At 36.9% G+C, this 24,073-nt stretch carries 21 protein-coding genes, 3 tRNA genes and 3 rRNA genes; 16 read left to right on the plus strand and 11 right to left on the minus strand.

The window, feature by feature from the left end:
* The first annotated feature begins 81 nt into the window (after positions 1–81).
* Genes SULAZ_RS07965 through SULAZ_RS09350 form a run of 5 tightly spaced genes read left to right on the plus strand, consistent with a single transcriptional unit; the run spans position 82 to position 2,355 of the window.
* Positions 82–423: a DUF2173 family protein gene (locus tag SULAZ_RS07965; protein ID WP_012674406.1), complete on the plus strand. Its 342-nt coding sequence runs from the start codon at positions 82–84 to the stop codon at positions 421–423.
* 13 nt (positions 424–436) lie between these two features.
* Positions 437–763 (plus strand): DUF2173 family protein, encoded by a 327-nt coding sequence (locus SULAZ_RS07970; protein ID WP_012674493.1) that lies wholly within the window; start codon positions 437–439, stop codon positions 761–763.
* A gap of 57 nt (positions 764–820) precedes the next feature.
* A complete protein-coding gene (locus SULAZ_RS09210) occupies positions 821–955 on the plus strand; it encodes a hypothetical protein (RefSeq protein ID WP_012673538.1) in 135 nt (44 codons plus the stop codon).
* The gene (locus tag SULAZ_RS07975; RefSeq protein WP_425476466.1) at positions 949–2,268 is read left to right on the plus strand and encodes a sigma 54-interacting transcriptional regulator; all 1,320 of its coding nucleotides are present in this window, start codon (positions 949–951) and stop codon (positions 2,266–2,268) included. Before SULAZ_RS09210 ends, SULAZ_RS07975 begins: the two co-directional genes overlap by 7 nt.
* Before the next feature lie 33 nt (positions 2,269–2,301).
* A complete protein-coding gene (locus tag SULAZ_RS09350; RefSeq protein ID WP_425476469.1) occupies positions 2,302–2,355 on the plus strand; it encodes a hypothetical protein in 54 nt (17 codons plus the stop codon).
* 29 nt (positions 2,356–2,384) lie between these two features.
* Here the strand turns inward: SULAZ_RS09350 and rrf are convergent.
* The 9 genes from rrf to SULAZ_RS08020 form a co-directional block, all read right to left on the minus strand.
* Positions 2,385–2,502: ribosomal RNA gene (gene rrf, locus SULAZ_RS07980) — 5S ribosomal RNA — on the minus strand.
* Positions 2,503–2,545: 43 nt separating this feature from the next.
* A 23S ribosomal RNA gene (locus SULAZ_RS07985) occupies positions 2,546–5,478 on the minus strand.
* A 61-nt stretch (positions 5,479–5,539) separates the two neighbouring features.
* Positions 5,540–5,612: transfer RNA gene (locus tag SULAZ_RS07990), tRNA-Ala, on the minus strand.
* Between the two features lie 7 nt (positions 5,613–5,619).
* A tRNA-Ile gene (locus SULAZ_RS07995) sits at positions 5,620–5,693 on the minus strand.
* Positions 5,694–5,765: 72 nt separating this feature from the next.
* Positions 5,766–7,290: ribosomal RNA gene (locus tag SULAZ_RS08000) — 16S ribosomal RNA — on the minus strand.
* The 16S, 23S and 5S rRNA genes sit together here with 2 tRNA genes alongside, the layout of an rRNA operon.
* A gap of 523 nt (positions 7,291–7,813) precedes the next feature.
* The gene (proC, locus tag SULAZ_RS08005; protein WP_012674059.1) at positions 7,814–8,599 is read right to left on the minus strand and encodes a pyrroline-5-carboxylate reductase; all 786 of its coding nucleotides are present in this window, start codon (positions 8,597–8,599) and stop codon (positions 7,814–7,816) included.
* A complete protein-coding gene (locus SULAZ_RS08010; protein ID WP_012675047.1) occupies positions 8,592–9,209 on the minus strand; it encodes a 3'-5' exonuclease in 618 nt (205 codons plus the stop codon). The genes proC and SULAZ_RS08010 overlap by 8 nt, the downstream gene beginning before the upstream one ends.
* Before the next feature lie 20 nt (positions 9,210–9,229).
* Positions 9,230–12,052, minus strand: a complete 2,823-nt coding sequence (gene mfd / locus SULAZ_RS08015; RefSeq protein WP_148205400.1) for a transcription-repair coupling factor — start codon at positions 12,050–12,052, stop codon at positions 9,230–9,232.
* Positions 12,049–12,960, minus strand: coding sequence for a lytic transglycosylase domain-containing protein (locus tag SULAZ_RS08020; protein ID WP_012673568.1), 912 nt, complete (start codon positions 12,958–12,960; stop codon positions 12,049–12,051). The genes mfd and SULAZ_RS08020 overlap by 4 nt, the downstream gene beginning before the upstream one ends.
* Before the next feature lie 94 nt (positions 12,961–13,054).
* On the opposite strand from SULAZ_RS08020, the gene SULAZ_RS08025 reads away from it, so the two are divergent.
* The 3 genes from SULAZ_RS08025 to mtnP all read left to right on the plus strand — a co-directional run bounded on the left by SULAZ_RS08025 (position 13,055) and on the right by mtnP (position 14,712).
* Positions 13,055–13,128, plus strand: a tRNA-Ile gene (locus SULAZ_RS08025).
* Between the two features lie 24 nt (positions 13,129–13,152).
* Entirely contained in the window at positions 13,153–13,863 is a 711-nt protein-coding gene (locus SULAZ_RS08030) for a zinc ribbon domain-containing protein (RefSeq protein WP_012673771.1), read from the plus strand.
* 9 nt (positions 13,864–13,872) lie between these two features.
* Positions 13,873–14,712: an S-methyl-5'-thioadenosine phosphorylase gene (gene mtnP / locus SULAZ_RS08035; RefSeq protein ID WP_012675128.1), complete on the plus strand. Its 840-nt coding sequence runs from the start codon at positions 13,873–13,875 to the stop codon at positions 14,710–14,712.
* On the opposite strand, the gene SULAZ_RS08040 is transcribed toward mtnP, so the two are convergent.
* Positions 14,709–15,635 (minus strand): ferritin-like domain-containing protein, encoded by a 927-nt coding sequence (locus tag SULAZ_RS08040; protein ID WP_012674175.1) that lies wholly within the window; start codon positions 15,633–15,635, stop codon positions 14,709–14,711. The two genes, mtnP and SULAZ_RS08040, sit on opposite strands and share 4 nt — an antisense overlap.
* 117 nt (positions 15,636–15,752) lie before the next feature.
* Here SULAZ_RS08040 and lysS point away from each other — a divergent pair, with 117 nt between their 5' ends.
* The 4 genes from lysS to SULAZ_RS08060 are packed head-to-tail and all read left to right on the plus strand — an operon-like array spanning position 15,753 to position 19,584.
* Positions 15,753–17,486 (plus strand): lysine--tRNA ligase, encoded by a 1,734-nt coding sequence (gene lysS / locus SULAZ_RS08045; protein WP_012673914.1) that lies wholly within the window; start codon positions 15,753–15,755, stop codon positions 17,484–17,486.
* 2 nt (positions 17,487–17,488) lie between these two features.
* Positions 17,489–18,436, plus strand: a complete 948-nt coding sequence (locus tag SULAZ_RS08050) for an ADP-ribosylglycohydrolase family protein (RefSeq protein WP_012673895.1) — start codon at positions 17,489–17,491, stop codon at positions 18,434–18,436.
* A 16-nt stretch (positions 18,437–18,452) separates the two neighbouring features.
* Positions 18,453–18,707 carry an RNA chaperone Hfq gene (hfq, locus tag SULAZ_RS08055; RefSeq protein WP_012674452.1) on the plus strand — a complete coding sequence of 85 codons (255 nt, stop codon included), beginning with the start codon at positions 18,453–18,455 and terminating at the stop codon, positions 18,705–18,707.
* A gap of 19 nt (positions 18,708–18,726) precedes the next feature.
* On the plus strand, positions 18,727–19,584 hold the full coding sequence (locus tag SULAZ_RS08060) for a class I tRNA ligase family protein (protein WP_012673498.1): 858 nt from the start codon (positions 18,727–18,729) through the stop codon (positions 19,582–19,584).
* Between the two features lie 2 nt (positions 19,585–19,586).
* Here the strand turns inward: SULAZ_RS08060 and amrS are convergent, their stop codons facing one another.
* Complete coding sequence (gene amrS, locus SULAZ_RS08065) at positions 19,587–20,609, minus strand: AmmeMemoRadiSam system radical SAM enzyme (RefSeq protein ID WP_012675105.1); 1,023 nt, start codon at positions 20,607–20,609, stop codon at positions 19,587–19,589.
* Between the two features lie 79 nt (positions 20,610–20,688).
* Here amrS and SULAZ_RS08070 point away from each other — a divergent pair, with 79 nt between their 5' ends.
* From SULAZ_RS08070 to epmA, 4 genes are read left to right on the plus strand one after another with little or no spacing between them, the layout of a single operon-like run.
* Positions 20,689–22,488: an HDOD domain-containing protein gene (locus SULAZ_RS08070; protein ID WP_012674907.1), complete on the plus strand. Its 1,800-nt coding sequence runs from the start codon at positions 20,689–20,691 to the stop codon at positions 22,486–22,488.
* Positions 22,489–22,538: 50 nt separating this feature from the next.
* Positions 22,539–22,829, plus strand: a complete 291-nt coding sequence (gene rplU / locus SULAZ_RS08075; protein WP_012674078.1) for a 50S ribosomal protein L21 — start codon at positions 22,539–22,541, stop codon at positions 22,827–22,829.
* 12 nt (positions 22,830–22,841) lie between these two features.
* Positions 22,842–23,099 (plus strand): 50S ribosomal protein L27, encoded by a 258-nt coding sequence (gene rpmA, locus SULAZ_RS08080; RefSeq protein WP_012673820.1) that lies wholly within the window; start codon positions 22,842–22,844, stop codon positions 23,097–23,099.
* Positions 23,100–23,131: 32 nt separating this feature from the next.
* The gene (gene epmA / locus SULAZ_RS08085; protein WP_012673959.1) at positions 23,132–24,067 is read left to right on the plus strand and encodes an elongation factor P--(R)-beta-lysine ligase; all 936 of its coding nucleotides are present in this window, start codon (positions 23,132–23,134) and stop codon (positions 24,065–24,067) included.
* Positions 24,068–24,073: the final 6 nt, after the last annotated feature.

Here is a 24,073-nt window from a genome sequence, read left to right on the forward strand (position 1 = left end):
TATTTAAAAATCAACAACTTAAATATTTGGCATAAAAATTGATATATATTTTATTGAAATCTTTTTTAGGAGGTAGGTAAAATGGCAACACTTTCAAAACTCAAAGAGCTTATGTCTCTACCGGGAGCTGTGGCAGCCGGAGAATTTTCAGATGATGGTAAGCTTTTAGCTTACTATGGAGACATATCAGAAAAAGCAGCAGAGATAGCTGCTCTTATGTGTGCTGCAAACAAAGCTACTGGAAATATGCAAGTAAAAGGTTGGAGTGCTTACACAGGTAAAGACGGATTTTGGCCAGTTCAAGGTTTTGCAGTAGCAGCTGGTAAGTATGCAGCATGTATTATGGGTAATGTAGGAGTTTTTGTAGAACTTGACAAAGCAGATTTTGACAAGACTTTTGAAACACTAAGTAAATATATCTAAGGAGGTAGTTAAGATGGCTGACTTAAAAAAACTTATGAGTATTAAAGGTGTTTTTGCAGCTGGAGAGTTTAACCCAGATGGAACTTTAGTAGCTTTTGAAGGAGATATAACAGAAGAGGAAGCAGCGATGGCAGCTGCTATGTGTGCTGCAAACAACGCAATGGCAAAAATGCAAACAGATGGATACACTGCATTTTCTGGACAAGAATGGACACCACTTTTAGGCTGGGCTTTAACAGGCCCTAAGTACTCTGTATGTGTTGCAGGAAACGTAGGTGTTTTCGTTAAAAACGACGAAGTCTCTTTCAACGAAGTATTCAAAGCCCTTCTTTCGGCTTAAAACTTTACCTTCGGGGGTTTATCCCCCTTTTTTTATTAAAAAATTAAGGAGTATATTATGGCAAAATTTTTATCAGAAGAATGGATAAATCTTTATAAAGAAGAATGGAACAAAAACGAAAAACTAAAAGAAGGTTTAAAAACTTTTGAAGAAAGTCTAAGAATGATGGGAAAAGTTCCTACGGAGTGGTAAACTTGGATTTGAAAATATTAGATGATTTATCAAATGGGATAGTTTTTATAGATTTAAATAAAAAAATAAAATATTTAAACAAAACTGCAAAAAGTATAATTAAAAAGGAAGAGGGGGATCCTTGTTTTGGGCCTTTTGATATATGTAAAAATTGTCCCATTGATAACTTCCTTAAAAATGGAATGTTTAAGAAAGTAGAAAATTTTGATACAAAATTATTATGTTGCAACAAAACAGTTTGCTACTCTATAAACCCTGTTTACGAAGATGGTAAAGTTATAGGTTTTTTAGAGGAGTTCAGAGATTCGACAAAATTACATGAATACATAGAGGAAATAGAAAAAGAAAAAGAATTCAATAAAATAGTTTTAGATTCTGTAATAGACGCCATTATAGTGATTGATGAAGAAGGGAAAATAATACAATACAATCAAGTAGCAAAAAATCTTATATGTAAAGAAGTAGATAATATAAAAGGAATGAATATAGAACTACTATTTAATAAAAAAGTATCAGAACTGCCAACAAACAGAAAAGATGTCTTTATAGAAACACCAGCTTTAGGCAAAATTAAAGTATCTCTAGTTGCAACACCTATGAAAAACTTTAAAGGTAGAGTGATTTCTTTTTATGTGGTACCTGAATGTATGTTATCTAGTGATAATATCAGTAAAACAAGACTTATCTCAAAAAGTCCTTCAATGAGCTATATAATAGAGATTGCAAAAACAGTTGCAGACACTAACGCTAACGTACTCTTAGAAGGAGAATCCGGAACTGGAAAAAATGTTTTAGCAAAATATATCCATAATTTATCATCAAGAAGAGATAAACCTTTTATAAAGATAAACTGTGCCGCAATTCCAGAAAATCTTTTAGAATCAGAGCTTTTTGGTTATGTTAAAGGTGCTTTCACAGGTGCTATAAAAGATAAACCTGGAAAAGTAGAACTTGCAGACAAGGGTACCTTATTTTTAGATGAAATAGGTGAACTTCCTATTTATTTACAAAGTAAACTATTACATCTTATTCAAGAAAAAGAGTTTGAAAGACTCGAAGATTTAAAAACAAGAAAAGTAGATATAAGAATAATAGCAGCTACAAATAGGGATTTATATCAACTTGTAAAAGAGGGTAAGTTTAGAGAAGATTTATACTATAGACTAAAAGTTATATCAATAAAGGTTCCTCCTCTTAGGGAAAGAAAAGAAGATATACCATTTTTAATCAATTACTTTATTGAATTCTATTCAGAAAATTACAAGAAAAAAATAAAAAAAAATTTCTCAAGAAGCATTAAGAATATTACTTGAATACGATTATCCTGAGCAGCTAAAATATTAGGAATTGATAGAGTCACTCTTTGGAGAAAACTTAAGAAATACGAGATAGAGGTTTAAATTGGGGGAGGGAAAAATAGATAAAAGATCCCCGGCGTCGACCTACTTTCCCGATCGGTCTCCCGATCAGTATCATGGGCGCTGGTGGGCTTAACTGCCGGGTTCGGAATGGTTTCCGGGTGTTTCCCCACCGCTATGGACACCAGGGTTTCTTGACAATTGAATAAGGTAGTAGAATAGTAGATAGAAGAAGGCCAAGCCAAACGGGCTATTAGTACTGCTTGGCTCCACCCGTCACCGAGCTTCCACCTGCAGCCTATCTACGTGGTAGTCTCCCACGGCCCTTCAGGGATACCTTATCTTGAGGTGGGCTTCACGCTTAGATGCTTTCAGCGCTTATCCCGTAGCAGGATGGCTACCCAGCGCTGCTCTTGGGGAACAACTGGTACACCAGAGCCTGCCCCATCCCGGTCCTCTCGTACTAGGGATGGCTCCTCTCAAGTATCCTGCGCCTGCGGCGGATAGGGACCGAACTGTCTCACGACGTTCTGAACCCAGCTCGCGTGCCGCTTTAATGGGCGAACAGCCCAACCCTTGGGACCTACTTCAGCCCCAGGATGCGACGAGCCGACATCGAGGTGCCAAACCCCGCCGTCGATGTGGGCTCTTGGGCGGGATTAGCCTGTTATCCCCGGAGTAGCTTTTATCCGCTGATCGCATGCCCTTCCACGCGGAACATGCGGGTCACTAAGCCCGGCTTTCGCCTCTGCTCGACTTGTCAGTCTCGCAGTCAGGCACCCTTATGCCTTTGCACTCTAACGGTGGATTTCCGACCCACCTGAGGGTACCTTTGGGCGCCTCCGTTACCCTTTAGGAGGCGACCGCCCCAGTCAAACTGCCCGCCTGACATTGTCCCCGCTGTGGATTACACAGCTGGGTTAGATTACCCACACACTCAGGGTGGTATCTCACCGGCGGCTCCAGCACCCCCGAAAGGGTGCCTTCTCAGCCTCCCACCTATCCTGCGCAGAGTATGCAGGCAATCAGTGTCAGGGTACAGTAAAGCTTCACAGGGTCTTTCCGTCCTGCCGCAGGTAGCCGGAATCTTGACCGGCACTACAATTTCACCGGGACTCTCCTCGAGACAGCGTCCAGATCGTTGGACCATTCATGCAGGTCGGAACTTACCCGACAAGGAATTTCGCTACCTTAGGACCGTTATAGTTACGGCCGCCGTTTACCCGGGCTTCGGTTCTGGGCTTGCACCCATCCCCTTAACCTACGGGCACTGGGCAGGTTTCACACCGCATACGTCCTCTTTCGAGTTTGCGCAGTGCTGTGTTTTTGGTAAACAGTCGCCTGGACCTGGTTTCTGCGACCCACCTTGCGGTGGGCACCCCTTATTCCGAAGGTACGGGGTCAGTTTGCCGAGTTCCTTGAGGAGAGTTACCCCGAACGCCTTAGGCTGCTAACCCACTCCACCTGTGTCGGTTTCCGGTACGGTCAGCTAACCTTCATCGGCCACGACATTGTTTCTTGGCAGTTTGAAGTCATCCTGGTTGAGCAGCTTTAAGCTGCTCTCCTCATCACGCCTCAGGCTTGTTTGAGGGACGGATTTGCCTATCCCTCACCCTCGGACGCTTGAAGGGTGCAATCCGTATCACCCCCAGGACTATCCTCCTGCGTCATGCCTTGGCCTCCAGTTAGCTGGTGCAGGAATATTAACCTGCTTCCCATCGGCTACTGCTTTCGCCCTCGCCTTAGGGTCCCGACTAACCCAATCCTGATTTTCATTGGATTGGAAACCTTGGAGTTCCGGCGGACAGGTTTCTCACCTGTCTTCGCTGCTACTCATACCAGGATTCTCACTACCCAGCAGTCCATCACTCCTTACGGTATGACTTCTTCCCGCTGGGTACGCTCCCCTACCGATTGCCTAAAAGGCAATCCCGCAGCTTCGGTGGCATGCTTAGCCCCGTTAAATTTTCGGCGCAGAGTCTCTCGACGAGTGAGCTGTTACGCACTCTTTAAAGGATGGCTGCCTCTAAGCCAACCTCCTCGCTGTCTTAGAGACTCTACATCCTTCTCCACTTAGCATGCACTTTGGGACCTTAGCTGGCGATCTGGGCTGTTTCCCTCTCGACTACGGAGCTGATCCCTCGTAGTCTCACTGCCAAGCTACCTTTCCGGGCATTCGGAGTTTGGTTGGGTTCGGTACCCCTTTCGGGGCCCTAGCCCAATCAGTATCTCTACCTCCCGGAAGGAACGCTTGACGCTGCACGTCGATGCATTTCGGGGAGAACGAGCTATCACGGAACGCGATTGGCTTTTCACCCCTATCCACACCTCATCCAACTGTGTTGCAGCACCGACTGGTTCAGGCCTCCAGACGGTGTTACCCGTCCTTCACCTTGGGCATGGATAGATCGTTCCGCTTCGCGTCTGCAGCATGCGACTTATAGCGCCCTATTCGGACTCGGTTTCCCTACGCCTTCGCCTAACGGCTTAAGCTTGCCGCATACCACAACTCCCTGGCTCATTTTCCAAGAGGCACGCAGTCGGACTATTATAGTCCTTCCACTGGCTTGTAGATCCATGGTTTCAGGTTCTCTTTCACTCCCCTTCCGGGGTTCTTTTCACCTTTCCCTCGCGGTACTATGCGCTATCGGTCAGCCAGGAATATTTAGCCTTACCCAGTGGTCTGGGCTGATTCCCACTACCTTTCACGGGGGCAGTGGTACTCGGGATCATATCCTAGGAAGACCTCCAGGTTTCGCATACGGGGCTTTCACCCTCTATGGCGTAGCTTTCCAGCTACTTCTGCTACCTGTCGGTTTTGTAACTTCCCCAGAAGCCGGCAGACTTCTGACGGATATGTCCCACTACCCCGACGTAGCTAAGGCTGCCGCCATGGCACTACGTCGGTTTAGGCTCTTCCCCGTTCGCTCGCCGCTACTTAGGGAATCCCTTTCGGTTTTTTTTCCTCGGGCTACTAAAAGGTTTTACTTCGCTCGGTTCGGCTCCTCTTTTGAGGATACCAGCCTATGGGCTGGTGGGTTTCCCCATTCGGGAATCCTCGGATCAACGCTCGCTTGCAGCTCCCCGAGGCTTATCGCAGCTTGCCACGCCCTTCATCCCTTCTGGCTGCCTAGGCATCCACCATGGACCCTTAGCAGCTTGGCCTTTCCTTCTACCTACTTCCTACTACCTTATTCAATTGCCAAGGTCCTTTTTTCTTTTCCTATGGAGACGAGGGGACTTGAACCCCTGACCCTCTGCGTGCAAAGCAGATGCTCTTCCATCTGAGCTACGTCCCCATTCCTATGGGCCTTAGTGGACTTGAACCACTGACCTTACCCTTATCAGGGGTACGCTCTAACCGCCTGAGCTAAAGGCCCTTAGCAGTTTATTAAGGAGACCAATGTAAAGAGCGGGCCTTTAAGCCAATTTTTTGTATAGGTTTTCCCTATAAAGGAGGTGATCCAGCCCCAGGTTCCCCTAGGGCTACCTTGTTACGACTTCGCCCCAGTCATCAGGCCCATCATCGGCCCCTGCCTCCCTTGCGGGTTAGCTCGGGGACTTCCGATGAACCCGACTCCCATGGCGTGACGGGCGGTGTGTACAAGACCCGGGAACGTATTCACGGCGACATTGCTGATTCGCCATTACTACCGATTCCGCCTTCATGGGGGTGAGTTGCAACCCTCAATCCGCACCACGACAGGGTTTAGGGGATTTGCTCCGCATTGCTGCGTTGCGTCCCATTGTCCCTGCCACTGTAGCGCCTGTGTAGCCCAGGGCATAAAGGGCATACTGATCTGACGTCATCCCCTCCTTCCTCCGACTTATCGCCGGCAGTCCCCTGTGAGTACCCGGCTTTACCCGCTGGTAACACAGGGCAAGGGTTGCGCTCGTTGCGGGACTTAACCCAACATCTCACGACACGAGCTGACGACGACCATGCACCACCTGTGCGGCGCGGCTATGAATAATCATAGCCTAGGGTACTTTCATACCCGACACACCGCATGTCAAACCCTGGTAAGGTTTTTCGGTTAGCATCGAATTAAACCAGACGCTCCACCGGTTGTGCGGGTCCCCGTCAATTCCTTTGAGTTTCAACCTTGCGGCCGTACTTCCCAGGCGGGATGCTTAACGCGTTAGCTTGCGGCACAGCCTACTTTCGTAGGCCACATCTAGCATCCATTGTTTACGGCTAGGACTACCCGGGTATCTAATCCGGTTTGCTCCCCTAGCTTTCGTCCCTCAGCGTCAGGACAGTTCCAGTCGGCCGCCTTCGCCACTGGTGTTCCTCCCGATATCTACGCATTTCACCGCTACACCGGGAATTCCGCCGACCTCTCCCTGCCTCAAGTCCAGCAGTTTGGAAGGCAATTCTACGGTTGAGCCGTAGGATTTCACCTTCCACTTACCAGACCGCCTACGGACCCTTTACGCCCAGTAATTTCGCGCAACGTTCGGGACCTACGTATTACCGCGGCTGCTGGCACGTAGTTAGCCGTCCCTTATTCCTGGGGTACCGTCATTATCTTCCCCCAGAAAAGGTGTTTACACCCCGAAGGGCTTCATCCACCACGCGGCGTTGCTGGGTCAGCCTTTCGGCCATTGCCCAATATTCCCCACTGCTGCCCCCCGTAGGGGTGCGGGCCGTGTCTCAGTCCCGCTGTGACCGATCATCCTCTCAGACCGGTTACCCGTCGTAGCCTTGGTGAGCCATTACCTCACCAACTAGCTGATGGGACGCAGCCCCATCCATAGGCGCCCAAAAGGGCTTTGGAGTCTCCTCATTATTGGGTATTAGCCACCCTTTCGGATGGTTATCCCCAACCTATGGGTAGGTTAGCTACGCGTTACTCACCCGTTTGCCGGTCGCCAGCACTATTACCCGAAGGTAATAGCCTGCTGCCCCGCGACTTGCATGTGTTAGGCACGCCGCCAACGTTCGCGCTGAGCCAGGATCAAACTCTCCAAAGAAATCTTCGAGTTTACCCGCTCTTTAATTGGTCTCCTTATTCAACTGCCAAGGTCCTTTATCTCAGCCGATTATGGCTGTTGATTTTTGACAGATATTCAGTTTATCATACTTGACTTTTTTTGTCAAGTGCTTTTTATCTTTCTTATTCGCTTATTCATTTTTGGGATATATATTTTATCCCTTCTTTATCCTTTTGTCAAGTCTTTTGTTTTGACTTTCTATCAACCTATTCTCTTCAACAAAAGGGAATAAATATTATACTCTCTTTTTTCGCTTTGTCAAGTCCTTTTTTTATTCGCCTTATTCATTTATAATTTCAAACCGTATATTCTATACTCCTAGTTATAGTTTGTCAAGAGATTGTATTCATTTAAGTACAACTTAAGAAACAAAATGAATAATAATTTGTAGTTATATAGATGTAGTTTACAACTGTTTAGGTAATTTTTAACTTAATACTCAAAGTTGATATTCCTATTTACAGCTTCTTTATTTTCTTCTCAATTACGGTTTTAACTTCTATTAAAGCTCTTTACTTCTTTTTGTCGCAGTTTCTACAGCTGATATTACAGCATCTTTAAAGTTTTTCTTTTCAAGTTCATGGAGGCCGTAGATGGTAGTTCCGGCTGGAGAGCTAACTGTATCTCTTAATACAGCTGGGTGTTCTCCTGTCTCTTTAAGGAGTTTTGCAGCTCCCAAAACTGTTTGAGTGGCAATTTTTAATGCATCTTGGTATGGCAGACCCATCTTTACCCCACCTTGTGCCAGTGCATCTATAAATGTAAAAACGTAAGCAGGACCACTACCAGACAAACCAGTTATAACATCAAGTAATTCCTCTTTTACCTCAAAAACCTCTCCCAAACCTTTTAATAGGTCTATTATTTCTTGCTTTTTTTCTGTATCCTTTTCAAAAGATACACCTATAACACCCTCTCCTATCAAAGCAGGTGTGTTTGGCATTATTCTAACTACTAATGGTTTTTCTACGATACTTTTTATCTTCTCTATCTTTACTCCCGCCAAGACAGATATTAAAATTTGGTTTTCTTTAAATAAATCTTTTATACTTTCTAAACTATCCTGTAAATCTTTTGGCTTTACAACTAAAAAAACTATCTCAGACAGGTTTACAACCTTTCTAATATCTGACCCTGCTACGTTATACTTTTCTACTATGTAATTCTGTCTTTCTTTGTTAATATCGTTCACAACTATAGAAGTAGAGTTAATTCCTGCTTTTTCTATCAAACCTTTTATTATAGCTTCTCCCATATTCCCACAGCCTATTACGCCTACCTTAAACATACCTCCTCCTTTTTGATGTTTGGTTTAAATCTTTACCGTTGGAAAGTCTTACCAAATCCATAACTTTGTTTATGTTAAACATATAGAGATAATCAATAATCTTTTTAAAAAGCTCATAAGTAACCAAAGCATCTTCTAATGCTCTATGTTTTTTATTATAAGGTATATTAAAGTGGTATGCCAAATTAACCAAGGATTTACTTGGAAGGTCTGGAAACAATCTTTTGGCTAAATTTTGAGTACATAAAACGGGATTTTGTATTGACCTTCCTGTAATCTGATAAGATACACTATTTAAAAAGGACATATCAAACTGGGCATTGTGGGCTACTATTATAGAGTTTTCAGAAAATTTTAAAAATTGTGGAAACACTTCTTCAATTGTAGGTTTGTCTACTACAAGGGCATTTGTTATACCTGTTAATTTTGTAATGTAAGTTGGAATAAAACCAATTGATGGCTTTACAAGGGTATGAAACTTATCTACAACTATACCACCTTCTACTCTGAGAGCTGCTATTTCAATAATCTCACTGTTTACTGGGTTTAAGCCAGTAGTCTCTAAGTCAACTATTAAAAAACTTGCCTCTTCAATGGTAAGGTTATACATTTTTAATCCTTTAATTTTACTTATTCTATTTTAACGCTTTTGATTGTTTTTTCAAATACTGAGTTTAACTCTTCTATTTCCTTTGTGTAAAAGTGGATTGCAGATGATTCTACTTTATAAGGTTTTAACTCTTTTAAAAGAGTGTGTATAACCTCTGGTTTTGTATCTTTAGAAAACTCTAAAAAGCCTCTACCTTCTTTCAATGAAAGTTTTTTTATCTTTAACGATTTTAAAATCCTTTTTATCTTCTCTACGGAAAGGTATAGGTTAAAGATAGATGGTAGTTCACTGTAAAACTCTTTAAGATACTTTCTGATTTTTTCTATATCTTCATAACTTTCTGCTTTTGATACTGCTAAGTATAGGTTCATTCTTTCTTGGGGATTTTCTACGAAAGATTGGGGTATGTAGTAATCAAAGTCAAGGTCTAATTGAGGCTGAAACTCACTTTCTCCTGAAGTTTCTGACAAAGCTTCTTTTAAGAGTTTTACATACATATCAAACCCTACAGACTTTATAAAACCGCTTTGCTCTATACCTAAAATGTTCCCTGGACCTCTTATTTGAAGATCTTCTATAGATACTTTTAATCCTGAACCTGGCCTTGTTAACTTTAAAATCGCGTCAAGTCTTCTTCTTGCATCTTTTGTAATCTCTTTTGGGATAAAGAGATAACAGTAAGCCTGAATGTTTCCCCTTCCTACTCTACCTCTTAAATGATATAGCTGGGCAAGTCCAAAAAGGTCAGCCCTTTCAACTATTAACGTGTTAGCAGTTGGAATGTCTATACCAGTCTCTATTATTGAGGTTGATACGAGAATATCTATTTTACCTTCTATAAAATAAAGTATTTTCTTTTCTATCTCTGATGGTTTCATCTGGCCGTGAATAAAGTCAACTTTTGCGTTTTTAAATAAAGTTTTAAGGTAGTTTACCCTCTCCTCTATCGTTTCTACCCTGTTATGAACGTAGAAAACCTGACCTTTTCTATTTAGTTCAAACTCTACAGCTTTTTTAAGTATGTTTTCATCAAAAGGTGATACGTACGTTTTTACCTCATACCTTCCTTCTGGTGGAGTGTTTATAACTGATATATCTTTTAATCCCGACAGTGCCATGTTTAAGGTTCTTGGAATAGGAGTTGCAGTTAAATAAAGGGTGTCTATACTCTTTTTCAGCTGTCTAATTTTTTCTTTTGCCCTTACTCCAAACCTATGTTCTTCATCTATTATAAGTAATCCAAGATTTTTAAACTTTACGTTGTCTGATAACGCTTTATGAGTTGCCACAACTACATCTATTTTTCCTTCTTCTAACTTTTTTATTATCTCTTCTTGCTGTGATTTAGTCTTTAGTCTTGATAAGTTTTCTACAATCAAGCCGTATTTTTCTAATCTTTCTTTAAACTTTACATAGTGCTGGTATGCTAAAACAGTTGTAGGGACTAAAACTAATGTCTGATAGCCGTTTACAGCATGAATAAAAGCTGACCTAATTGCAACTTCTGTTTTACCAAATCCAACGTCTCCACATATTAGCCTTTCCATGGGTCTGTCTTTAGATAAATCTTTTTTAACTTCTTTAATAGCTTTAAGCTGGTCTGGTGTCTCAACATATGGAAAGTCCCTTTCAAATTTTGTTATTAACTGGCCTTCTACATCTAAAGGTGGTCTTTTTATACTCTGTCTTTCAGAGTAAAGTTTTATAAGCTGTCTTGCCAAGTTTTTTAGAGACTCTTTTACTCTCTTTTTAAGATTTTTCCAAGATGGAGCTCCTATTTTGTCAAGTTTTATAAAGCCTTGGGTTTTGTATTTGTGAATTTTATCAAAGTGAAGGTAGGAAACGTATACTTTTTCTCCTTCTGCATACTCTAAAATCATAAAGTCGTAAACTTTTCCTCTTATCTCTCTGGTCTCTATTCCTTTGAATACTCCTATTCCGTAATCTTCATGGATTATGTAATCCCCCTCTTTTATAGGGTCTACATCTAAATCTAAATTTTTATCCTCAATCTCTGGTAAAAATGCTACTTTTTCATCTAATAAAATAAGTTCATTTTTAACTGGTATCTTTACAACTTTAAAGCTTTCGTCAATATCTTTTAAACTTCCTATGTTTTTATCAGATAGATCACTGAAGAAGGATACCTTCTGATTTAAGTTTTCAAAAATGTCTAAAGTGTAAATATCTTCATTTATATAATCTCTAAGATAAACAAAATTTTCATCTTTAAGTTGTAAAGGACTATGGGATAAAATGTCAAAATCGTAAAGGGGGTAAATGTAAATCTGGTTTATCTCTTTTTTTGTAAGAAGTTTAGACTTTAAATAGAGACTTTCTATCTCATCTCCAAAAAGGTCAATATCAACTATTCCCACTTTAGGGACGTTTATACTTATGTAGCCACCTTTTACGCTAAACTCTCCTTCATTCTCTGGATAATCTTCCTTTATATAACCAACTTTTAAAAGCCTCTCAACTAAAAAATCCCTATCTAAGCTACTACCTTTTTCTAAAAGTATCAAAGATTTATTAAATTCTTCTAAAGGTCTTAATCTTACATCTAAAGCGTCTTTTGATAAGACTAAGATAGCCTTTGGAGTAGTCAGCCACTTATATACTGCGTAGTTTCTCTCTATTTGACTTTCTAAGTCTAACACATCTTTTGATGAAGGTATAAATAAAATTTCTTTAGAACTGCTAAAAAAGTCTTTGTAAGAAGAGAGATTAATAAAACTCTCTTTGGTTTTTTTTTCAGAGTTTACAACAAAAACAGCTTTATCAAAAGATTTCTTAATTAAAAAGTACTCAGGGTAAGAACTGTTTCCTATGTACAACTTCACGACATATCATTTAATAAAGCTTCTGCTAACTTTCCATAACCTTTTGGTATGTATAAGTTATACTCGTTTCCATCATCTGGAATTCTTTTCTTTAAAAAGTGAGGGTTTAAAGTTATCAACTTCTCTTTAGGAATGTATATTAATGATGCCACTTTATCAAGAGAATATCCACCTTTTACCTTTACAACTTCGAAGGAAGGCTCATTTTTATGTAATTTTTTCTCCTCCATTATCATCATGGCAACTTCTACAGTTGCTAAAAATTTTAAGACATAGTTTTGTGTCTGTTTTGGCAGGTATTTTTTAATACTTGAAAAAGTGTTTCCATGATAGCTTGTTTTAACTATAACTTTGTTATGTCCGGCATTATAACTTGCTAAAACTAACTTCCAGTCTCCAAATATACTATAAAGTTTTTTTAAGTACTTAACTGCTGCTATTGTAGACTTGAGAGGGTCTAACCTTTCATCTACTTCTTTGTTAACAACAAGCCCAAGGTTCCTTGCTGTCTCTGGCATAAGTTGCCATATACCTGCAGCTCCTTTAGGGGATTTTAAACCGTTTATATAATGGCTTTCAATTATAGGTATAAAAGCAAGTTCTTTTGGTAGATTATGTTCTACAAGGGTTTTTACAATGATAGGTAAAATATTCTTTCCATTTTCAAGATACTTCTCAATTTCTTTCCTTTTAGACTTTAGTAGAATCTCCTTTTCTTCTTTTAATTTTACTTCTAATATCATCTCGTCTGACTTTGAAAGAAACTCCTCCAAGTCCTTCATAGATTTTGAACTTTCTACTACTGTTTCTACATTTTCACTGACAGATGTTGGGTTAATAAACTCTGCCTTAGCCTTATAAATAAAAACTGTTAATAAAATAATAGTAAATTTCAATAACTTACTCATATCAGCACCTCCTTAAGTAAAAGTTATTATAAAACATTTTTTTCTGTTTGACAACTTTTGAAAAATGTTATATATTATTTATCTCAAAAGTAAAGGGCCCGTAGCTCAGTTGGTTAGAGCAGACGGCTCATAACCGTCCGGCCGGGGGTTCGAGTCCCTCCGGGCCCATTACAAACCTAAAATGGGGTATCAATGGATAGTATCACGGCGCAAAACCTGTTAAAACTACAAGAGATAGACCTTAAAATTGAAGAAGTTAAATCAAAGATAGAAAAAATTCCAGCAGAAATAAAAAGACTCCAAGAAGAAAAACAGAAAGTTATAGACGAATTTGAAGAAACCCTCAGACAAAAAAAACAGTTAGAGCTTGCTAAAAAAGAAAAAGAGTTAGATATTCAAACTCTCCAAGAAAGAATAAGAAAAATTGAAGACAAACTAAATACAGTCAGAAGTAATGATGAGTACAAAGCATTTTTAAGGGAAAAAGCTCAAGCAGAAGAGTCTATTATTCATTTAGAAGATGAGATACTTCAAATAATGCAGCAAATAGAAGACTTGCAAGAGAAAATAAAAGTTTTAGAAAAAGAGAAAGAAGAAAAAGTAAAAGAAATTGAAAATCAAATAAACCAAAAAAACGAAGAGATCAAAAACTTAGAAGAACAGTTAAAACAACTTCAAGAAAAACGAGAAGAGTTAACTAAACAGATAAAACCTCAGGACTTATCTCAGTACGAAACTATAAAGAAAAAAGTAAAAACAAAAGTTATAGCTATAGTAGATGACCAAGTATGTACAGGCTGTTATATGGTTATACCACCTAAGATATTCACTGAACTTTTAAAATCAAATCAGCTTCTAAGATGTCCAAACTGTGGAAGATACCTTTTCTACGAATCTAAGTAAGGAGATTTTATGTTAGGTATAATTGGTGGAAGTGGACTTTACGATGTAGAAGGTTTAAAAATTATAGAAGAAGTAAGTGTATCTACTCCATTTGGAGACCCATCTGATAAATATATATTAGCAGAGTATAAAGGTAAAAAGGCTGTTTTTCTTCCAAGGCACGGTAAAGGACATAAGTACCCTCCTCATCTTATAAATTACAGAGCTAACATCTGGGGTTTTAGAAAGTTAGGAGTAAATAAAATACTCTCTATATCAGCTGTAGGTGGAATAAATCCTCTTTTAAAACCAGGAGACTTTGTTATATCTGATCAGTTTATCGATTTTACAAAGTCAAGAGTATCCACATTTTACGAAGGTATCTTATCAAAAGAGGACGATACAGATTTTCAAGATGAAGTTAAACAGTTTTTAAAAGATAAGAGGGTGGTTCATATAGATGTTACAAACCCTTTCTGTCCTCATATGAGAAGTTTAATAAAAGACATTTGTGAAGAAAAAGGATACAGACATCATACAAAAGGTTGTTATGTAGCAACAGAAGGTCCAAGGTTAGAAACATCAGCAGAGATAAAAATGCTATCTTTAATAGGTGGAGATATTGTAGGAATGACCTTAGTTCCAGAAATTGTCCTTGCAAGAGAGCTAAACATCCATTTTGCATCTGTAAACATAGTTACAAACCTTGCAGCAGGCATATCTCAGCACAACCTTACCTCAGAAGAAGTTATAGATATGATGAAGGAAAAAACAGAAGATATAAAACATTTAATTTTAGAGTTTATAGATAAACTTCCCCAACAGTTAAACTGCTCCTGTGGGGAAGTCTTAAGTAAAGCAGCTATTTAATCTTTCTTTTTAAATAAACTTCCTACCGTAAATGCAGATAAAATTTTGCTGTAATCTTTTTCTGATAACTGATTACTCTCTAAAAATCTTTTTAAATCTGTATAGTGGATTTCTCTGTTTGCTATTCTCTGTAGTATCCACTGTAGGTCTGGACCTTGTGTCTGTTGAGACAGTGATAAAAACTGGTTTTTACTTTCTACCTCTTCTTTAATATTGTAATCAACAATATCGTTTGCATCTTTGATTTTATCAATTTTTGGTAAAGAAACATCTATCTGGTAACCTTTTTCTGTTAACTCTTCTGCAATCCACCCAAAATGTTTCATCTTATCTATCGCCTTTTGTTCCAGTTCATCACTTAAATGAGGATTTTTAAACCTTGTTATAAATGATTGGTAAAGCTCTTCAAGGATTTTTTTGTACTGTTTTTGAAGAATTTCGTTTAGAAGCTGTGCTATCTCCAGCCTTTCTTGTTCTTTAGAAGAGGAGCTGTCTTTTATCATCTGTTTTAGATTTTCTTTCATCTTTGTAAAAATTTTACTGTGGGCATCTTCATCACTTATAACCCTTGATAATATTCTTTTTGCAGACTCATCACTAATATCTTTTAACTGTTTTGAGTATTCCTGTATTGCCATCAGCTCTGCATCTATATCAAGTTGCATAAGGTCTTCTAATGTAGGTGCGTGTAAAAAGACAGCTGCCCGTTCTGATATGGCAGGTTCTCCTCCCAGTTCTACAACCTTGTGGGCAAACATTCTCAAGTGTCTCATCTCTTCTCTGGCTATTTCTTCAATCTCGTTTTCTGTTTCTGCTTCTCCTATTGTGTAAGCATGGAAAAGATACTGAATGATAGCAGAGTGTTCAAGTGCTATATTGTAGTTAAAATAATTTATTATCTTTTCTCTTTCTAAATCTTTCATCCTTTACCCCTTAAAAGCTTTTTCAAGTATAAGTATGGCTAAAACTTACGAAAAAGTCAAGACTTAAAAGATTATGGTAAAATTTATACTTATATTAGAAAGCTTTTGGAGGCATTAATGTCAGAAGAGATTTTAGAGAGTAGATTAGAAAGATTAAAAAAGATGGAAAAAGAAGGTATAAATCCATATCCCCATAAATTTGAAACAACTCACACTTTAAAATCTGTAAGAGAAGGCTTAGAGTTTGAACCAGAAGATAAAGAAGTAATCCTAAAAGGAAAAATAAAAAGGGTCTCTAAAAAAGATAACGATTATGTAATAAGATTTGAAGATTTAAACGGACATTCTGAGATCTTAGTTATCTTTCCTCAAAAAGAAAAGTTGTCTCCAAATACAGTTGCATCTTTTAAAGGAAAGCTAAAAAGAGTTGACGGTAAACTTACATTAATAGCAGATGAAGTTTACTTTGAAGAAAAAGGGGAAGATGTATCAAAAGTAAAACAGCTATACGATAAAGACCCTGAAGGGAAAGAAGTTGCTGTAGCTGGAAGATTAGTTGCTTTAAGAGACCAAGGTAAAGCAGCATTTGGACACTTGCAAGATGCAGACGGTAAATTACAAATCTATTTTAATGCAGACATCTTAGGACAAGAAAACTATCAAAAGGCAATGGACTTAATAGATATAGGGGACATTGTTGGAGTAAAAGGCAAACTCTTTAGAACGATGACTGGAGAGCTTACAGTAGAAGTCCACAGCTATCAAATACTTTCAAAATCTTTAAGACCTTTACCAGAAAAGTGGCACGGACTTAGAGACGTAGAAGAAAGGTACAGATACAGATTTTTAGATTTAATAGCAAATCAAAGGTCAAGGGAGATATTTAAGCTAAGGTCAAAGGCAATAAAAAGTTTAAGAGAGTTTTTAGAAAGTAAAGGGTTTATAGAAGTAGAAACTCCAATTTTACAACCAGTTGCATCTGGAGCTTTGGCAAAACCTTTTATAACTTACCATAACGCTTTAGATATGAACCTTTACTTAAGGATAGCCCCTGAGCTTTACTTAAAAATGCTTGTGGTAGGTGGATTTAACAGAGTCTTTGAGATAGGTAGGAACTTTAGAAACGAAGGAATAGACACAACTCACAACCCTGAATTTACAATGGTAGAGTTTTACGCTGCCTACCTTGACTACAACGATTTGATGGCATTGACAGAGGAGCTCTTTAGAAAAATTTTATTAGATACAGTTGGAACTTTAAAGATAAAGTGGGAAGACCAAGAGATAGACTTTGAAAAACCATTTAGAAGACTCCCATTCTTTGAAGCTTTAAAACAAAAAACAGGAAAAGATAAAGAGTTTTTCTTAGACTACGAAAAAGCAAAAAACTTTGCAAAAGAAGTAGGAATACCAAAAGCAGACACTTTAACCCATATGAAAATCTTAGATAAACTTTTTGAGCACTTTGTAGAGGAAGATTTAGTCCAACCTACTTTCGTTATAGATTTTCCAAAAATATTATCTCCTTTAGCAAAAACCCATAGAAACGACCCGGATTTAGTAGAAAGATTTGAGCTTATTATAAACAAACAAGAGCTTGCAAATGCTTACACAGAGTTAAACGACCCGTTTGACCAGAGAGAAAGATTTATCCAGCAGATAAGAGAAAAAGAGATGGGTGATGAAGAAGCTATGGATGTAGATGAGACATTTTTAACAGCTCTTGAGTATGGACTTCCTCCAACTGCAGGAGAAGGAATAGGAATAGACAGACTTGTAATGATGCTAACTGATAGTGTATCTATAAGAGAAGTTATACTCTTTCCTACTTTAAGACCGGAAGGTAGTTAAAAATGGAAGATAAATTCATAGGGGCTTTTTTAGGAGCTGCTGTAGGCGATAGTCTTGGAATGATGGTAGAGGAGCTGCCTATAGATGACGTAATAGAGTTTTATGGAGAGCCTGTTAAGGATTTAATGGTTCCCCACCCATCTTCTCCTTCTTACTTTCTTAGACCCGGAGAAAATACAAGTGAGTTTGAGATTATCACGTTAGTTGCAAAGTCAATAATAGATAGAAAAATGATAGACATAAAAGATATTATAGAAAAGTACATACAATGGTTAGAAAACTCTCAGGTACACACCTATGTAGACCCTCACTTTTTACTTGCAATCCAGTCTATTTTAGAAGGTAGAGATATAGAAAAAGGTGGGTCAACTGTGGACCACGCTTTACCTGCAATACCTATAGGACTTTACCATTACAAAAATCCTTATCTAGCAGTGGAAGCTGCAAAAGCTGTCTGTATGCTTACAACGAGAAACGAGCTTGTTTTAGACGTAGCATCAGCAATATGTGTAGCTATTTCTGAGCTTGTCCAAGAGAAGTTTTACTTACCAGATGAAAACGAGTACTTTGTAAAACATCTTAAAAACTTTACATTTAAAAATGAAACTAAACATTACCTAAACAAGGTGATAAATCTTTTAAAGGAAGATGCGGATTACGAAAAAGCTATAAATGAGCTTGGAAACGGGAGTTTTGTGTTAGAATCTTTTTCTCAAGCACTGTTTATTTTTTTAAAAACACCTCACGATACAGAAACTGTTATAGTAAAAGCTGCTAATAGTTATGGTTATTACGGAGGAGATACAGACAGTATAGCCCTTCTATCAGGATTGTTTGCAGGAGCTTACAACTCAGAAGAGTCTATACCAGAAAGATGGAAGGAAAATCTACTAAAAAAAGAGTATATTATTGATACAGCAAAAAAACTATACCAGGTAGCATTACACTAACAGGAGGTGAAAAAAGATGGCAAAACAAAAAGATAACAGACTTCAAGAAAAGTTTTTAAACACAATAAGGAAAGAAAAAGTTAGATGTGATGTTTACCTTGTAAACGGAGTAAAGTTAGAAGGAAAGATAAAGTACTTTGATAACTTTACAATACTGCTAAAAGAAGGACCAAGACAGGTATTAGTTTACAAACATGCTATAACAACTGTTGCACCTAAAAAAGAAATAGAGTTTGAATTTGAACAAGAAGAACCACAAGACCAAGAATAACACATAAGAGGCAGTGTTGATGAAAATAAAGGACTTTTTAAAAGAAAACCATCTTAATATAAACGACAATGCAAAACTTTTACTTGAAAAGTTGGCAATAGATACAAGTATATTATCAAAACTTGAAGAAACTTACGGAAAATCAGACAAAATGTCTAAGTCAAAACACAACACAGTTGACCCTGATGAGATGATAAAAAAGTACGGAGCTGACACAGTAAGACTTTATACACTCTTTGCAGCTCCTCCTGAAAATAACTTTGATTGGACAGAAAGTGGAATAGAGGGAGCTCACAGATTTGTAAAAAGATTTTTCAATTACATTACTCAGCACTTAGATTTAGTAAAAGATGTGTCCTACTGTGAAGAAGACTTTAAAAACTTATCAGAAGAAGATTTAAAAATAAGAAAAAAATTACACTGGACTATAAAAAAAGTAAGGTCTGATATAGAGAGAAACTTTCAGTTTAACACAGCGATAGCTGCAATGATGGAACTGCTAAATGATTTATACGATTATAAAAGTAAAAACCCAAAAGTCTTAAGGGAAGTTTTTGAAAAATTCATACTTTTAATATCTCCTTTTACTCCTTTTATGGCAGATTTTTTATGGAATAAGTTAGGTAATACTGGATTTACTATAAACTATCCATATCCAACCTACGATGAAAATCTACTTATAGAAAAAGAAAAAGAGATACCTGTTCAAGTAAACGGAAAGTTAAGAGCTACAATAAAAGTTCCTTTAGATGCCAGTGAGGAAGAAGTTGTAAATATAGCTCTAAACAATGTAGATGTAAAAAAATGGACAGAAGGAAAACAGCTTGTTAAGACAATATTTATTCAAGGGAAAATTTTAAACCTTATAGTTAAGTAGCTTTACTTCCACACTCCTTTTATAGGGGTAGCACACTTAGGACATTTACCATCTACAAGATGATTTTTAACAAACTGTCCAACATAACCAGTTCTTTCTATAACTTTAAAATGACAGTTAGGACAGTAGGTTGACTCTCTATCTTCATCTATTATGTTTCCTACGTATATGTAGTTTAAACCTTCCTCTTTTCCTATTTCGTAAGCTTCAATAAGTTTAGATACAGGTGTAGGTGGATGGTCTGTCATTTTATACATAGGATAGAATCTTGATATATGCCAAGGAATATCCTTATCTATAGATGCTATAAATCTTGCTATATCTCTTAACTCTTCCTTACTATCGTTTTCTCCAGGTATTATTAGAGTTGTGATTTCTATCCAGATACCAAGCTTGTAAGCATATTCGATAGCCTCTAAAACAGGCTTTAACCTTGCACCACAGATTTCTCTATAAAATCTGTCTGTAAAGGCTTTTAAATCTATATTTGCTGCATCTAAGTACGGTCTTATAGTATCAAGAGCTTCTTTAGTTTCATAACCACTACTTACAAAAACGGTTTTAATACCATACTCTTTAGCAAGTTTAAATGTGTCGTAAGCGTACTCAAAAACAACTACTGGCTCGTTATAGGTAAAAGCTATAGAAGGAATGTTCTGAGTTTTTGCTATATTAACAATAGTTTGAGGCATAAGGTTTACACCAAAAACTTCAAAGTTATGTTCTTTTGGATACTGGGATATTTCCCAGTTTTGACAGAATTTACAACTAAAATTACATCCTACAGTTCCAACTGATAATATATCTGTTCCGGGTAAAAAATGATATAAAGGCTTTTTCTCCACTGGGTCTATGTTGTAAGCAGCTGCCAAACCATAGACTGTAAGGTACAGTTGACCATCTTCGTTTTTTCTTATACCACATTTACCATACTCCTCCACATCTAAAACACACCTTTGAGAACATGCTTTACATAAAACCTTATTTTCTTTCCTTTTTTCTGATAACCACGCTTGCACTTTCATAATTATTACCTGCTATAATATATCCTTAGAAGTTAATATATACCTAATTTAAAAAAATCATCTTTATGATGAGGGAAAGATGGAAGAGTTTGAGTTATACTGGAATAGATACTACTTAGAAAATGTAAAGATAGAAGATTACGGATACGCTGAATTTATATCAAAAAGTATGCTAAGAGTGAAAACAGATAAAAAAACAGACCTTATTCAAGAAGGATTAATTGTTCCAATCAAAATAAATGGGAAAGAGTACAGATGCTTTGTAAAAGAGATAACAGAAACAAGGATAGACTTTATTTTCAAACAAGACTTTGAAGACATAGATTTTATAAAGAAAAATACAAAATACTTAAAAACTTTCTCAACTTCAAAAAAATACTCTATATCTGAAAAAGATTTTGACAGTATAAATCTATCACCAGAGTTTATAAACCTTATAAATCTTCTTGCAGAGGTTGACGACCCTAACTCAGACGCAGAAAGTTTAGCTTTTTTAATAAATCCTTTAACTTTACTAAAAAATAAAATTATTGAAACAGCAAACTCCATATCAGAAGGTGCTGTTGAAGAAATAAAAGATTTACCCACAGCCATATCAAGGATTGGGTTAGAGAGATTAAAAAAGTTAGTTTACCAATATTTTGAACTTTTTATAACAACCTACAAATCTCCACTACCTGACTTTGAAGAGTTTAACCAAGTTAATCTAACTAAAGTAGAGCTTTTTAAGAAACTCCCACCTTTAATATCCTTCCAGCCTAAAAAGAAAGCAGGACTGCTTTTACTTTTACTTGAGCTTATATCTTCTTCTATTGTTTTATTTGTAAACAAAGATGAGAAGTATAAAAAGTTAATAAAAAATACAGTAAAACTTTACTCTTACATGACAAGGATTTATGAGAAAGTTATTTTTGGAGATGATTTTTTATCCATAAATAAAGACTTTCTAAACAGACAGTTTAAATTTTTAGTTGAAGTGAACGACAGTTATAAACTTGCCCATTTAATCCTTAACCCACAGCTATCTTTACAAACTCAGCAGCTGAACCTCTCTAACAGAAACTTAAAGAGAGCCTACATCTTTTACTTAATCTTTTTAGGTTTAAACTACCTTGTTTACAACGACAAAAAAAGTGGATACACACTTTACAACAAACTCAGAAGATTTGGAATGTCTTTAAATGAAGCTGTAGATTTTCTAAACGAAGTAGTATTTTTTGTAAATAAGATACTGTCTGCTCTGAAAATAAAGCCATTTTTAAGGACTCCTTCACCTGTAAACTATACCATAAGCTGTAGGAAGATATTCCCTGAGACAGGGAGTTTCGTAGATTTAATTGAAGAGTTTAAAAAGGTAGGTAGTGGAAAGAAAAAAAGACTTGTTTTAAGAACACAGGACACTGCTTTTACAGGATACCTTTTAAACTACCTTTTAAACGATGTAGAGATAGGTTTGTCTTCTAAAATTTACGTTGTAATACCTTGTGAAGCTATTTATAGCCCAGACTCTTTACTGGTAGAGAACTTATCAGGATTTGATATTGTATACTTTAAAAATTTAGATAAACTATCACCTATGTTTTACAGGGAGTTTTACAAACTTTGGAAAAATTTTGAAGGAATAATAATGGGAGACTACTCTTACTACTCTTTTATGGACTTTGATAAGCAAAAAATCCAACTTTTTCATGTAATAAAAGACTCTAAATTCGACGTCCCACTTATAACAAGAGAAAAACAGGCTTACGACTTCATCGTATCTAAACTTAAAGATGAGTATATATCCTTGTTTGAAACAACAGATTTTAAAAGTATAGATAAGATAAACAGTGATTTATACGATTTTGAGTCTATTGCAAAGATGTTGCTACAAGAGTGATTTTTATGGTATACTATTTAATCTAACATTCCAAAGAAAAGGAGGCATTTATGTACGCTGTTATAAAAACAGGTGGAAAGCAGTATAAAGTTGAGCCGGGAACACTTTTAAAAGTAGAAAAGCTTTGTGCTAATGAAGGAGACAAAATAGAGCTTCCTGCTATATGTGTAAGAGATGACCAAGGAAACTTGAAAACAGAAGGTAGTGTAAAAGCAACTGTACTAAAGCACGGAAAACACAAAAAAGTTTTAGTGTTTAAGTATAAACCAAAGAAAAACTATAAAAGGTTAAACGGACACAGACAACCATTTACTTTAATAAAGATTGAAGAAATAGCTTAAGGAGGATGAAATATGGCATCAAAGGCAAGTGGTGGTTCAACACGTAACGGTCGTGATAGTATATCAAAACGCCTTGGAGTTAAAAGATACGACGGACAAATCGTAAGAGCTGGTAATATCTTAGTCAGACAGAGAGGAACAAAGATATACCCAGGTAAAAATGTTGGAATGGGAAAAGATTACACTCTCTTTGCCTTAATTGATGGAAAAGTTAAGTTTGAAACATCTAAAGGTAGAAAAGTAGTTAGTGTATATCCTATAGAAGGTTAAAACATTGCGGGCTCATCTGCCCGCTTTTATCTATGAAAGAGATCTTTGAAAAAAAATCTAAGATATATCAATCTATTAGAGAATACTTTTATAAAACAGGTTCAATAGAGGTCTTTACAGACATCTTATTAGACTATCCAAACTTAGATAGTAATATATATCCTATAGAACTTTTCGTTTTCAACGAAAAAAAAGAAAAAATAAAAAAGTTTCTCCACACCTCTCCGGAACCTAAAATGAAAAAAATTCTTTCTCAAATTAAATCAGACATCTTTCAAATAACAAAAGTTTTTAGAAATTTTGAAGGGTCTTACAAACACAAAATAGAGTTTACTATGCTTGAATGGTACAGAGTAAACTACAACCTTGAAGACCTTATGGAAGATACCAAAAACATATTTATAGAAACGGCTATTTCTTTGTATAAAAAACCTGTCATCACATACAAAGGAAAAACCTACGATTTAACAAACTGGGAAAAAATAACTGTAGATGAAGCTTTTTATAAATACACAAAAATTTACCCTGACAATATTGATAAAATGAATGAATTCTTAAAACAAAATGAGCCTTTCTTTAAAGAAAGTGATAACTGGGAAGACCTATTTTTTCATATTTATGCCTTTTATGTAGAGCCAAATTTAGGAGTAGAAAAACCAACAATTATATACGACTACCCACCTCAGCTGTCAGCTTTTGCAAAGGTAGAAAACGGTAAAGGAAAAAGGTTTGAAACTTACATAAACGGTATAGAATTAGTCAACGGTTATGATGAGTTAAACGACCCTAAAGAACTAGAAAAAAGATTAATTAAAGATTTAGAAAACAAAAAGAAAGAAGGGTTTAACTACCCTTTAGACTTAGAATTTATAGAAGCTGCTAAAAACCTTCCTCAATCAGCAGGTGCATCTTTGGGAGTAGATAGGTTTATAATGGTGCTTTTAGATTTAAAATCAGTACATTTATAGTATAAT

Origin of the sequence: Sulfurihydrogenibium azorense Az-Fu1 (assembly GCF_000021545.1) — a bacterium.
Lineage (GTDB): Bacteria > Aquificota > Aquificia > Aquificales > Hydrogenothermaceae > Sulfurihydrogenibium > Sulfurihydrogenibium azorense.